This window comes from Brachybacterium sp. ACRRE, from assembly GCF_022346485.1.
GTDB classification, from domain to species: Bacteria; Actinomycetota; Actinomycetes; order Actinomycetales; family Dermabacteraceae; genus Brachybacterium; species Brachybacterium halotolerans.
Genome location: NZ_JAKRMO010000056.1, coordinates 1 through 12,574 on the forward strand (window position 1 = coordinate 1; position 12,574 = coordinate 12,574).

The 12,574-nt window shown below is 70.4% G+C and carries 9 protein-coding genes and 1 pseudogene; 4 read left to right on the plus strand and 6 right to left on the minus strand.

Annotated elements, in window-relative coordinates:
* Together MHY49_RS14700 and MHY49_RS14705 are read right to left on the minus strand one after the other, a co-directional pair.
* Positions 1–406: amidohydrolase family protein (locus tag MHY49_RS14700; protein ID WP_239205329.1), on the minus strand; the 406-nt coding region annotated here is incomplete at its 3' end.
* Between the two features lies 1 nt (position 407).
* Positions 408–1,838: an MFS transporter gene (locus MHY49_RS14705; RefSeq protein WP_239205331.1), complete on the minus strand. Its 1,431-nt coding sequence runs from the start codon at positions 1,836–1,838 to the stop codon at positions 408–410.
* A gap of 201 nt (positions 1,839–2,039) precedes the next feature.
* On the opposite strand from MHY49_RS14705, the gene MHY49_RS14710 reads away from it, so the two are divergent.
* Complete coding sequence (locus MHY49_RS14710) at positions 2,040–2,771, plus strand: PAS domain-containing protein (RefSeq protein WP_239205333.1); 732 nt, start codon at positions 2,040–2,042, stop codon at positions 2,769–2,771.
* 308 nt (positions 2,772–3,079) lie between these two features.
* Positions 3,080–4,450 carry a sulfatase-like hydrolase/transferase gene (locus tag MHY49_RS14715; RefSeq protein ID WP_239205335.1) on the plus strand — a complete coding sequence of 457 codons (1,371 nt, stop codon included), beginning with the start codon at positions 3,080–3,082 and terminating at the stop codon, positions 4,448–4,450.
* A 119-nt stretch (positions 4,451–4,569) separates the two neighbouring features.
* Here the strand turns inward: MHY49_RS14715 and MHY49_RS14720 are convergent, their stop codons facing one another.
* Both MHY49_RS14720 and MHY49_RS14725 read right to left on the minus strand, forming a co-directional pair.
* Entirely contained in the window at positions 4,570–6,987 is a 2,418-nt protein-coding gene (locus MHY49_RS14720; protein WP_239205371.1) for an AAA family ATPase, read from the minus strand.
* A 72-nt stretch (positions 6,988–7,059) separates the two neighbouring features.
* Positions 7,060–8,160: pseudogene (locus tag MHY49_RS14725) on the minus strand (exonuclease domain-containing protein); the annotation flags it as partial.
* A 173-nt stretch (positions 8,161–8,333) separates the two neighbouring features.
* Between MHY49_RS14725 and MHY49_RS14730 the strand changes: the two are divergent.
* Positions 8,334–9,104 (plus strand): glucose 1-dehydrogenase, encoded by a 771-nt coding sequence (locus tag MHY49_RS14730; protein ID WP_239205337.1) that lies wholly within the window; start codon positions 8,334–8,336, stop codon positions 9,102–9,104.
* An 80-nt stretch (positions 9,105–9,184) separates the two neighbouring features.
* Positions 9,185–9,958, plus strand: a complete 774-nt coding sequence (locus MHY49_RS14735) for a DUF6226 family protein (protein ID WP_239205339.1) — start codon at positions 9,185–9,187, stop codon at positions 9,956–9,958.
* A gap of 169 nt (positions 9,959–10,127) precedes the next feature.
* Here the strand turns inward: MHY49_RS14735 and MHY49_RS14740 are convergent, their stop codons facing one another.
* Together MHY49_RS14740 and MHY49_RS14745 are read right to left on the minus strand one after the other, a co-directional pair.
* Positions 10,128–11,912: an ABC transporter ATP-binding protein gene (locus MHY49_RS14740; RefSeq protein WP_239205341.1), complete on the minus strand. Its 1,785-nt coding sequence runs from the start codon at positions 11,910–11,912 to the stop codon at positions 10,128–10,130.
* 2 nt (positions 11,913–11,914) lie between these two features.
* Positions 11,915–12,511 (minus strand): GbsR/MarR family transcriptional regulator, encoded by a 597-nt coding sequence (locus tag MHY49_RS14745; protein ID WP_239205343.1) that lies wholly within the window; start codon positions 12,509–12,511, stop codon positions 11,915–11,917.
* Between the last annotated feature and the right edge of the window lie 63 nt (positions 12,512–12,574).

Here is a 12,574-nt window from a genome sequence, read left to right on the forward strand (position 1 = left end):
GGTATGGGGAGGGGGTTCCCGCCCCGCCCCTGCGCCCCGGATACCACGGATGCGCGCCGTTGATCGGTGCGAAGTACTCCGAGGCATAGGCGCCGTCGCCCGGGGCGAAGGAGACGCCGTCCTGCCCGCCGATGACGGCTGTGATGCCCTGGCGCAGCAGCGCGAGCTGCACGTCCTCGTCGAAGACGGCGGCGTCGGCGTGGGAGTGCGCGTCGACGAAGCCGGGCATGACGAGGCGTCCGTCGGCCTCGATCACGGGCGTCCCGGGCTCTGTCGTGATCGTGCGGCCCGTGCCCGACGCGGAGACCTCGGCGATGCGCTCGCCGTCCACGAGCACGTCGGCGCGCACGGTTGCGGCGCCGTCACCGGGGACGACGCGCCCTCCGCGGATCAGCAGCCGGCCCATGTCAGGTCGTCTCCAGGGCGCGTAGCCGGCCGGCGTCGGCCGTATCGGGACGGATCGAGGCGGCGGCGGTGGCGATCGCGCCGATCAGGCAGATGACGACGACGTAGACGATGACCGGCCAGATCTCTCCGCTCGCCCAGCCCACGAGCGCGGTCGCGATGAAGGGGGCGAGCCCGCCGCCGAGCGTGTTGGAGAGCTGGTAGCCGACGTTCACGCCGGTGGTCCGCTCCTCGACGTCGAACATCTCGGTGAGCAGGGTCGAGAGCGTCCCCTGCATCATGACGCCGGGGATCACGAACCCCACGATCATGCCGAGCCAGATGAGCGCGGGCACATGCGTCCCGTACAGCAGGAACGCCGGCCAGACCAGCAGGGCGAAGCCGATGCAGCCGGCGATGTAGACGCGGCGGCGGCCCACCCGGTCCGAGAGCGCCCCGTAGGCGGGGGCGACGAAGATCTGCAGCACGCCCACGATCATCGTCCCCAGGAAGCCCACCTGGGGCGGGACGCCGCCGGAGACCATGTAGGAGAGCCCGTACGTGAGCACCACGTAGCCCGCGATGGACTGCGGGAGGCCGATGAGGATGCCCAGGATCGTGTTCCGGGGGTGGCGCACCACCTCGACGATGGGAGAGCGGCGCCGGATCCTGCCCAGCTCGATCTCCTGGGTGTGGGTCGTGAACTCCTCGGACTCCTGCAGCTGGCGCCGCAGCAGCACCGCGCAGACGGACAGCACCAGGGAGAAGACGAACGGGATGCGCCAGCCCCAGGTCATGAAGAACGAGTCCGGGCCCAGGCCGAGGCCTGCCATCATGCCGGCGGAGAGGACGTTCGCGACCCCGGCGCCGCTGATGAGGAAGGCCCCGAACAGTCCCCGCCGGCCGACGGGCGCGTGCTCGACGACCATCGTCGCCGCGCCGCCCATCTCCCCGCCGACGAACAGGCCCTGGAGCATCCGCATCACCAGCAGCAGCACGGGCGCCGCGAGGCCGACCATGCGGTCGGGCGGGATGAACCCGATCGCGGCCGTGGACAGGCCCATGCCGATCACCGTGACCAGCAGCGTGACCTTGCGGCCCATGCGGTCGCCGATGTAGCCGAACACGACGCCGCCGAGGGGTCGGAACAGGAAGCCGACGGCGAAGGTCGCGAAGGACTCGAGCTGGGCGACGAAGGGGTCGTTGCCCGAGAAGAAGACCTGCGGGAACACAGCGGCGGCCGCGAGTCCGTACAGGTAGTAGTCGAAGTACTCCATCAGGGTGCCGACGGCGCCGCCGGCGATGGTGCGGGCCTGCGCGCGGCGCGGGCGCCCGGGCCCGGGGGCGGCGGGACGGGAGTCGGCGAGGCCGTGCGTGGCCGCGGACTCCGGGGAGCGCTGAGGGGTCGCGGCGCTCATGAGCGCCTCGCGGCGGGGCGTGAAGTCATGGCTCATGTCCTCCTTGACGTGGCCTGTCGATGGGGCGTGCACCCAGCTCGGGATGGTGGGACCGTGCGGCAGAGCTGGGCGATCGGGCTGGTCGAGCGCCGATGCGGAGCGAGACTACGCGATGCTGTACTGAAATTCTAGGTGGCTGACAGAATGTCTGTCCATGTGGGTGCGATGATGTCCGTGCATCGACGAACGGAGAGTGCCGTGACGACGACCTCAGCTGCGAAGACCGACGCTGCGCAGACCGGATCTGCGCTGGCCGAGTCTCCGCAGACGGACATGCGCTTCGCCGACATCGACGAGGCCCATCGCGCTCTCGCCCCGGTCATGGAGGCGATCGCCGCCGTCGGCGGGCCGCACTGCGAGGTGGTGCTTCACGACCTCTCGGCGGGCGACCTCGAGCATTCGATCCACGCGATCCTCCACGGCGAGGTCAGCGGCCGACGGGTCGGCGGCCCCTCCACGAACCTGGGGGCCGAGGTGCTGCATGACCAGAGCCGCGACCACAACGCCTTCGGGTACCGCGCCCGCGCGGCCGACGGACGCGAGCTGATCAGCTCCTCCGTCTACTACCGCGACCACGAGGGCCGCATCATCGCCGCGCTGTGCATCAACCGCGACCTCACCCCGGTGCAGGGCGCGATGGACGCGCTCGCCGCGCTGCTCCCCGCCTCCGCCGACGACGCGTCCTCCGAGCCCCAGGAGCTGGTGGTCCCGAACGTCTCGGACGTGCTGGACGACATGATCGCCGAGGCCATCGCCGCCGTCGGGAAGCCCGCACCGACCATGACCAAGGCCGACCGCATCGAGGTGCTGCGCCTGCTCGAGGGCAGGGGAGCGTTCCACATCAAGCGCGCCGTCGAGCGCGTCTCGGCCCGGCTCGGCGTCTCGCGGGTGACGACGTACGGATACCTGGACGAGGTGCGGCGGGGCTAGGGGCGCGACCGCCTCGTGAGAGGCCCGCGCCGCGGCCCTCATGTTCTCGGACAGCGCTGTCCGGATTCTCCTGCTGTGCGTATGATCGCTCCCGTCATGCGTGCCGTCCTGTGCGGGGCGCTGGCGGGCGGCGGTTCCCGGAGGGATCCGGGATTCCTGGTCACGACACCAGGCTTCGCGTGAATCCATCTACATGCCCGATGCCGCCGAGGACATGGCAGTCCGCACCTTCCGAAACGTCCGCCATCGATCGCACTGCTCCAGCACCGGCCTGTCGCCGGCAGCACTGCAGTCGCCGAGGAGTCAGAATGACCCACCCGAGCCGCCCCAACATCGTGATCCTGTTTGCCGACGACCTCGGATGGGGGGACCTCGGATGCTTCGGGGCCGAGGACATCCCCACCCCGCACCTCGACGCCCTCTGCGCCGCCGGGGTCCGGCTCTCGCAGTGGTACGCGAACTCCCCGGTGTGCTCACCCTCGCGCGCCTCGCTGATGACCGGTCGGCACCCCGCCCACGCCGGCGTGGAATCGATCCTCGGCGGCACCCGGCACACGCCCGGGCTGCCCCATCAGCCCACCCTCGCCTCGCACCTGCGCGAGCGCGGGTACCGGACGGGCCTGTTCGGCAAGTGGCACCTGGGGGCCGACGCCGCCTACGCGCCCGTGCACTTCGGGTTCGACGAGACCTTCGGCTTCCGCGCCGGCTGCGTCGACTACTACTCGCACATCTTCTACTGGGGAGACCACAACCCGGTGCACGACCTCTGGGACGGGGACGAGGAGGTGTGGCGCAACGGCGAGTACCTCACCACCGTCATCGGGGACCGCGCCGCGGACTTCATCACCCGGACGGCGCCCGAGTCGCCCTTCTTCTGCTACGTCCCCTTCAACGCGCCGCACTACCCGATGCACGCGCCCGAGGAGCACATGCGCCGCGTCGCCCACCTGCCTCCGGGTCGCCGGGAGAGCGCGGCGATGATCGCCGCGATGGACGATGCCGTCGGCGAGATCCTCGCGGCCCTCGATCGCAGCGGCACTCGGGACGACACGATCGTGCTGTTCTCCTCCGACAACGGACCCTCCCGGGAGAGCCGCAACTGGCTGGACGGCGAGGAGATCTCGTACACGGGCGGCTCCGCCGGCGGGCTCCGCGGCTCCAAGGGATCCGTGTTCGAAGGCGGGATCCGCGTGCCCGGCATCGTCTCCTGGCCCGCGCAGCTCCCGACCGGCGCCGAGCACGACCAGGTGGGCACGATGATGGACCTGCTGCCGACGCTCCTGCACGCCGTGGACGGCGAGGAGCCGGAGCTGCCCGAGGTCGACGGGATCTCCCTGCTCGATGCGCTGCGGGGCGACGGCGGGAGCGATGGCGGAAGCGGCGACGGGAGCGACGGCGATGCCCCGACGACGAGCGGGTCCGCCGAGCGCGCCGTCGTGTGGGGGTACCAGGGGCAGTACGCGGTGCGACGAGGTCGTCACAAGCTCGTCCACGACGCCCGCGAGGGCATGGACCCGCCCGCTGCGGTGGGCGCCGCCCTCTTCGACCTCGAGACCGATCCGCAGGAGTCGACGGACATCTCCAGGCAGTCACCCCGGATCGTGGCCGACCTCGAGCGCGAGCTCACCCGGTACCAGGACGCCGCGGTGCGCTGGGGGAGCGACGCTCTGAGCCGTTGAGGGCACGACCGCTCCCGGGACCGCACCTTGGGTCGCGCCGAATCGTACGGACGCGGTCGCGTGGTCGCCGTGCGTTCGACGGGTTGCGGGAGGTCTCGGTGCGGAGCGATCCGGCACCGTCAGACGAGTTTCTCCACCCAGTCGAGGAACTCATCAGCCGCGATCACCGGCTTCGCCCACCGTGCAGCGTTCTTGGCCTTGGTCGACTGTGATCCGGACTCGGCGACCACGAGCACGTCGGTCTTGGTCTTCGTCAGCGTCGGCACGGGGACGAGTCCGCAGCGTCGTGCGCGGTCCTCGAGAGCGCCCTTGTCCAGGCGACCATGCGTCGCCGAGTCGACTGTCCCTGAGAAGCAGACACGTGCCCCGGGGACCAGCACCGCGTCGGCCGTGAGAGGGGCCGCGAGCTCGAAGTCTTCGGGAATCACGTGCGCCCCGATGTGCTTCTCGATCGCGCGGACTCGCTCTACGACGTCCTGGTCCGGCTGGAGAACTCGCTGCCACGCGGTTTTCAGCATTCCGGCGAGAGCCTGCGCAGGATCGTCGTCGAGGGCGAGGTTCCCGCCGACGACGACGCCGGTCGGGTCGTCCGTGCCCTCTGGCCCGGTGATGCGCGCCATCAGGTATCCGTGCCCGGAGACGAGCTGACGGAACGCTGTGCCCGTGCCCGGCAGGTCGTCGCCCTTGCGTCGTAGCCGACGCGCGATGTCCCGCGTGGCCCGTGCCCTCTCCAGTGCGGAGGGAGCGGTGAGTCGCGTGCGCTCCCGGTCGGTCAGCGAGTGTTCCGGCACGTCCAGCCCCAGAGGCATGGACTCCACGACGTCGTTCCGCTTGAGCTCGAAGTCGATGAGGGCGAGCTGTTGGTCCACATCTGTCGCGACGGGGACACGGCCAGCGAGCAGCGAACGGAGTGCGGGCCATGCCTCGGTGAGGACGGGGGCGAGCTGGACGTCTCGCGTCGTGATGCCGAACTCCGCACGGGCGGAGAAGAGATCGCTCGTCGGGTTGATGACCGTGGAGGCCTCGTCGCCGTCATCCGTGATGACGGCGATCTCCACCGGTCTCGGCTTCCAGCGATCGCCCGACGTGCCGACAGCGAGGACGCCGAGGTAGGCCTCTCCGATCACGTCGGAGGACGCCACTCCCGTGGCCAAGTATCGCCGCACGCGGACGTCGGATTTCAGATCGCGGGGGAGCACATCGCGCTTGAGCACGAGACCCTCGAGGCTGGTGCACCGTGACAGGGCGACATACAGCTGCCCATTGGCGAACGTGCCGCCAGTGAGGTCGACGACGACATTCTCGAGGGTCTGCCCCTGGGACTTGTGGATCGTGATCGCCCAGGCGAGCTTCATCGGAAGCTGCGTGAAGGTTCCGATCGCGTCGTGGACCAGGGAACCGCCCTGCACACGTGGGCGGGTGATCTCCCACGTATGCGGGCGGACCCTGACTGTTCGACCACCGCGCAGTTCGACGCCGGCGAAGGGGCTGTTTTCGTCCTCGCCGATCTCGACCACTCGTCCGAGCGTGCCGTTCACCCACCGATCTGCCGGATCGTTTGTGATCAGCATGATCTGCGCGCCAACGGCGATCTGGAGCTCGTCATCGGTCGGGTGCTCGAACCCGTCCGTCTCTCCGCGGGACTCTGCGGTGAAGATGTGCGGCGGATCGGGGAGACGCTCCAGCATGCGACGGTTGCGAGCTCCGACGATTCGGTTCGTCGTGGCCAGAGTCAGCCAGAATTCGTCGAGAGGCGGCTCGAATGCGGGATCCGTGCGCTGGTTGAGCTCTGCCCTGGCGTCGTCGAGCAGCGCTCCGTCGCGCACGGCGTTCAGCAGATCGACGAGACGGTGATCTCCGAGCTGCCGGAAGACCGTCTGGAGCTCGACAACAGGAAAGGCGGACGCATCGAAGGACCGCGCCGAGAAGAAGTAGGGCGTGCCGAAGGTGTCCTCGATGTACGCGGTCTCCTCGTCGCGCACGACCGGTGGCAGCTGGTAGAGATCTCCGACGAGAACCAGTTGAACGCCGCCGAACGGTGTTCCCGGTCGAGGTCCGAAGCGCTCGAGGGCGGCGGCGACCGCATCGAACAGGTCCGCCCGCACCATCGACGCCTCATCGATGATCAGGGTGTCGAGCTCGGAGATCGCCCGCGCGAATCGCCGGGGATAGTACCGGGGGCCGCGCACGATCTGCTCGGTGACCCCCATCGGGAATGAGAAGAGGCGGTGGATCGTATAGCCGTCGACATTGAGAGCGGCGATGCCGGTGGGCGCGACGGTGATCGTGCGACGCCGGGTCGACGAGAGATAGTGGCGGATCAGGGTCGATTTTCCGGTGCCTGCTTTGCCCGTGAGGAACAGATGTCGGCCGGCCTTCAGATGGTCCAGAGCGCGCTGGAAGTCGGCGGTGATCGTGAGATCGCCCGACGAGGTGGGAATCTTCGGATCCTTCCGATGAGCGTGCGCGCTCGCCGTCGGCGCGTTCCACGAGCGGGCGGACTTCTTCGAGGGATCGGATGATGATCGCCGCGACATGCTGGCAGCGGAGCTCGGTGACGCCGCAGGGGCCTTCGACTCGTCCTGCTGGCCACGCGACGCCCTGTACCTCTCGATGAGCGAAGCGGGTATACGCCCTCGCTCGCCGACGGAGATCCCGTGAGAGCGAGCCCATGCGCGAATGGCTGACGGTGCAGCAGCGACGGAGATGGCCCGGTCGGTCGACGACGTCACGGTGGGGGACGACTCCACTCCGACCGTGCCCGGCTCATCCGTATCGACGACCGGTCCTCCCGCCTTCGATGCGGCCTGCTGCTCGCCCTCAGGGGTGTCCGACGTCGGTGACGTCACGGCGTCGATCGCTGGCTCTGATCTCTGCGTCGGTGTCTCGCTCGCCGGCGGATGCCGCTGGTCGTCGGCCTCCGGGATGGCAGCCGCGGGTCGGTCCCGAGGGGGCGTCTGATGCGTCGCAGGATGAGAGAGCGTGGTCGCAGTGGTCGCAGTGGTCGCAGTGGTCGCAGTGGTCGCAGTGGGGGCAGTGGGGCGGCCGGGGCGGTTCTCGTCCTCACGCTGCGGTGGGACGAAGTGCGCAGACGCTCTCAGGGCACGCGAGGCGGTGCGTGGATCATCGAAGCCCGTCTGCGCATCGAGTGCCAGATAGCTCTGGAAGAGTGCGGCCGCTGCGTTCGCGTCCCCGAAGGCGCTGTGAGCTCCCTCGATGGGGATGCCGAACACGGCGCAGCAGTCCTGCAGACCTCGCTGCTGCAGATGCGGCATGTAGAGCATGCTCGCCTGCATCGTGCAGTACGTCGTGAACTGCGGCAGGGGGAGGGCTATGCGCTCGAACTCCGCCCGCAGGAAGCCGACGTCGAACTGTGCGTTGTGCGCCACGACGAGCGTGTTCTGGAGGGCACCGCCGATGAACATCGCATCGTCGGCGAAGCCAGGGGCGTGAGCGAGGTCGGTGTCGGAGATTCCGTGCACGTGCTGCGCCCCGACGGGGCGCCCGGGATTGAACCGAGACACCCAGTGGTCGATGGGGCGCCCGTCAGCGTCGGCGCGAACGATCGCGAGCTCGATGATCCGGTCCGCGGTCGGTGACAGACCGGTGGTCTCGACATCGATGATCGCGATCCGCGGGGTCGGACCCTGTGGACGGACAGAGTTGGTACTGCGACTCCGGCGAAGACGATCCAGCAGCCCCACGTCCACCCTCCTGGACTCAGACCTATGAATGCACAATCATCTCAGAGCGCGCCGACCGGTGGACGCTGGGGAGGGCCTTGCGAAGGCTCTCCATGCCGCATGGTCCGGTAGCGTCGCTGCCACGCGGCTGCGGTCCATGTGCGGCCACGGCACTCCTCGACGAAGACGGTGATCCCCCGATGAGCATCCTCTCCTCCTTCGACCTGACCGGCCGCACGGCGATCGTCACCGGCGGCTACCGCGGTTTCGGGCTCGCCTTCGCGCGCGGGCTCGCCGAGGCCGGGGCCGACGTCGTCATCGGCGCGCGCGACGGCGACGCCTCCCAGCAGGCGGCGCGCGACATCGCCGAGGAGACCGGCCGGCGCACCCGCGGCATCGCCCTGGACGTCACCGACCCCGCGTCGTGCGAAGCGGCCGTCGCCGCCGCCGTGGAGCTCGGCGGCGGTCTCGATGTCGTGGTGAACAACGCCGGAGCCTGCTTCCACGCCCCCGCGCTCGACGTCACCGCGCAGGAGCTGCGCACCGTGCTCGACACGAACGTGGGCGGGGTCTTCGAGATGAGTCGCGCCGCGGCGCGCGCGATGATCCCCGCAGGTCGCGGGGCGATCGTGAACATCGGATCGATGTCCGGGGACATCGTGAACCGCCCCCAGCTGCAGCCGATCTACAACGCCTCCAAGGCCGCTGTCCACCACCTCACGAAGTCGCTCGCGATGGAGTGGGCGGAGCACGGGATCCGCGTGAACGCCGTCGCTCCGGGCTACGTGAAGACCGAGATGGCGCCCGTGGACGACCCGTCCCTGCGGCAGCGCTGGATCGAGGACGCCCCCATGAAGCGCTACGCCATGCCCGAGGAGATCGCCCCGGCGGTTCTCTACTTCGCCTCCGATGCCTCGAGCTTCGCGACCGGCTCCGTGCTCACGGTCGACGGAGGGTACACGGTGGTGTGACGTCGGGAGGCTGCCGCGGATCCCGGGGTGAGGGCAGATCTCGCTCGTCGGCCCGCCGGACGCGCGCTAGCGTCGGCCCCATGAGTTCTCCGTCTGCCCCCGTCTGGTGGGACGTCCATCGGCCACAGGACGATGGGCGACCGGGTCGGCATCTGCACGCCTCCGACATGTATCCGGCAGCACTGCTCGCGCTCCTCGACGACGTGCAGCGGGCGTTCGTCGAGATGGGAGGTGACGCGCAGGAATGGCCCGATCCTCACCTCGGAGCCGACGGGCGAGAGCGCAACCCGTCGGAGGAGGAGTACGAACGCGTCACCGACCAGGACCGTTATCGGATTCTGTGGACCCGCGCCGGTGCCTGGGCGCGCGTGCTCACCGCCCGCGACTGGGCGCAGCAGGAGATCGCCACGGGCGAGGAGCGCGAGCGTTGGCTGACCGAGCCCGGTGGGACTCCGGTGCGCACACGATGGCTGACCCCCCGTCGCCCCGGTGCCCGGGTCCTGGCGCTCGCCGAGACGGAGAGCGAAGAGCGCTTCCCCGGCCTTGAGATCGGTGTCGGGGACCCCGCTGTCGCGACCCGGCTGCTGCCCCAGTGCGGGTGCGATGCGTGCGACGACGGATCGGCGGAGTTCCTGAGGCACCTCGACCAGCGGGTGCTCTCCATCGTCGACGGATCCTTCGAGGTCGAGTTCAGTCGGCGCGGCTATCGCCAGCGCTCGAGCTTCGGTGCATCGTGCGGTGCCGGGGATCTCCGGCACCGCGATTCGAAGGTGATCTCGACCGGGCCGTGGGCGGAGGACTGGGCTCCGCTCTCGAAGTGCGGGCCGATCACCTTCGAATCTTCGTCTCTCTAGTGGGCGCGAGGAAGGGCGTCCCTCGGTACGGGCCCGGAAGATGCCACCCTCGGCACTGCGGGACGTGGAGGTGCTGGGGACGATCCGCGCCCGAGCCTGCACCCGCCGCGCGCTCATCGGGGAGCGGCGTCCCGACGTCATCTCCAGCGCCGTCGTCCGGGCGCTCCCCTCACGCGGCCGCGCGCCGCGCCCTGCGCTCTGCCTGCCGGTCCGGGTCCGCCACCGGGGCGGCGGCGATCAGGCGCCGGGTGTACTCCTCGCGCGGATCGTGCAGCACCCGGGCGCTGTCGTCCGTCTCCACGAGGGACCCGGAGCGCATGACCGCCACCCGTCCGCACAGCTGGTCGACGACGGCGAGGTCATGCGTGATGAACAGGCACCCGAAGCCCAGGGACTCCTGCAGCTCCCGGAAGACGTCGAGGACCTGGGCCTGCACGGAGACGTCGAGGGCGCTCGTGGGTTCGTCCGCGATCAGCAGGGCGGGATCGAGGGCGAGCGCTCGGGCGATCGCGACCCTCTGGCACTGGCCGCCGGAGAGCTGGTGCGGCCGGCGGTGGCGCCAGGAGTCGTCGAGGCCGACGCCCGCGAGCAGTCGCGAGGTGCGCTCCTCGAGCTGCTCGCCCGAGAGCCCGAGGATCTTCACGAGGGGCTCGGTGACGGTCCGCTCCACGGTGTACCGGGGGTTCAGGGAGGAGCGAGGGCTCTGGAAGACGACGCCCACGCGGCGGCGCATCGCGCGGCGATCGGCGCGGCCCGCGGCGACCACGTCGCGGCCCTCGACGAGGATCGAGCCCTGCGCGACCGGCACGAGCCCCACGATCGCGCGGCCGATGGTGGTCTTCCCGCTCCCGGACTCGCCGACCAGGCCCAGGATCTCGCCGGGCGCCACGTCCAGGCCGACCCCGTCGACCGCCCGCGACCGGCGCGCGCCGCGTCCGTAGTCGACGCAGAGGTCGCGGATCGAGAGGGCTGCGTCCGCGTCGCCCGCCGACTCCGCGCGGTCCGCGTCGTCGGAGATCCGCCGCGCGACGGGTGCCCGATGCGCAGCGGGATCCTGCTGCGCAGCGGGATCCTGCTGCGGATCCGGCTCCCGCCCGGGCCGGTCGTCGATCTCGAGGCGCGGCACCGCCTCCAGCAGGGTGCGGGTGTACTCCTCGCGCGGGGAGCCCAGCACCTCGCGCACGGGGCCCTGCTCGACGACCTTCCCGTCCTTGAGCACGACCACCGCATCGGCGAGGTCGGCGACGACGCCCATGTCGTGGGTGATGAGCAGCACCGCCGTGCCCGTGGACTCCCGCAGGCGGCGCAGCACGTCGAGGACCTCCGCCTGCACGGTGACGTCCAGGGCGGTGGTCGGCTCGTCGGCGATCAGCAGGTCCGGTCGGGAGGCGAGCGCCATCGCGATCATCACGCGCTGGCACTGCCCGCCGGAGAGCTGGTGCGGGTACCTGCGCAGGGCGCCCTCCGGATCGGGGATCTCGACCTCGCGCAGCAGCTCGAGGCTGCGCTCGCGCACCTCGCGGCGGGCGGTCCCGGGAGCGGCGCGTCGCACCACCTCGGCCAGCTGGAAGCCGATGCTGAAGACCGGGTCGAGCGAGGCCGTGGGGTCCTGGAAGATCATCGAGACCCGTCGGCCCCGCAGCTCGGGCAGAGGACCGGGACCGTCGCCGAGCACCTCCACCAAGCGATCGTCGGCGTCGCGCACGCGGATCGAGCCGGTGATCCGGGCGTCCTCGGGAGCGATGCCGAGGATCGACATGGCGGTCATGGACTTGCCCGAGCCGGACTCGCCGACCACGGCCACGACCTCCGCCTCGTGCACATCGAAGGATGCCCCGTCGACCGCGAGGACCTCGCCCTCCTCGGTCTCGAAGCGCACCCGGAGATCCGCGATCTCCAGGACCGTCCCGGAGTCCTCGTCGCCGTGCTCCGACGCGTCCGGCCTCGTGCTCATGGTCAGTCCTCTTCCTCGTGGGCGGTCGGGGAGCGCTTCTTCCGGCTCCCGCTGCGGCGCTCCGCCTTGAACGCCTCCCACTCCTCGAGCATCGCCCGGTGATGCCCCTGGAGCCAGGTCATGTAGTCGCGCCCGTTCTCCAGGCGCTCGCGGACGGGGGCGTCCGCCGGGTCGTCGGGATCCGTGGTCGCGAGGCCGCGGGCGATCACGTCGCGCTGGCGGTCGAGGTAGCGGCGCTCGGTCGCGAGCCAGCTGCCCCAGACGTCCGTCTCGGTGCGGAAGTAGTGGCGACGGTCCCCGGGGATCACGTGCCGCTTCACGAAGCCCGACTCCACCAGGCGTCGGGTCGCCATGGAGATCGCCCCCGAGCTCGCCTGCAGGCCCTGCGCGAGCTGCGCCGAGGAGGTGTGATCGGCCTGGGTCATCATCAGGTAGCCGAGCACGCGGCCGTCGGTGAGGGGGAGCCCTGCGGCGTGGTTCATCATCACCGCGAGGTCCTCGACGAAGTCCTGGCGATCGGCGTCGAGGTACACGTCGTGCTCGGCAGGCGCCTGCGCGTCCTCGGTGCTCCTGCGCGGATCGCTGCGGTCCTCGGCCATGCTCTCTCCTCCATCCGTCCGGGGTCGTCGGCCGTGCGCGGGAGCGCCGCGGGCCGTGCTCCG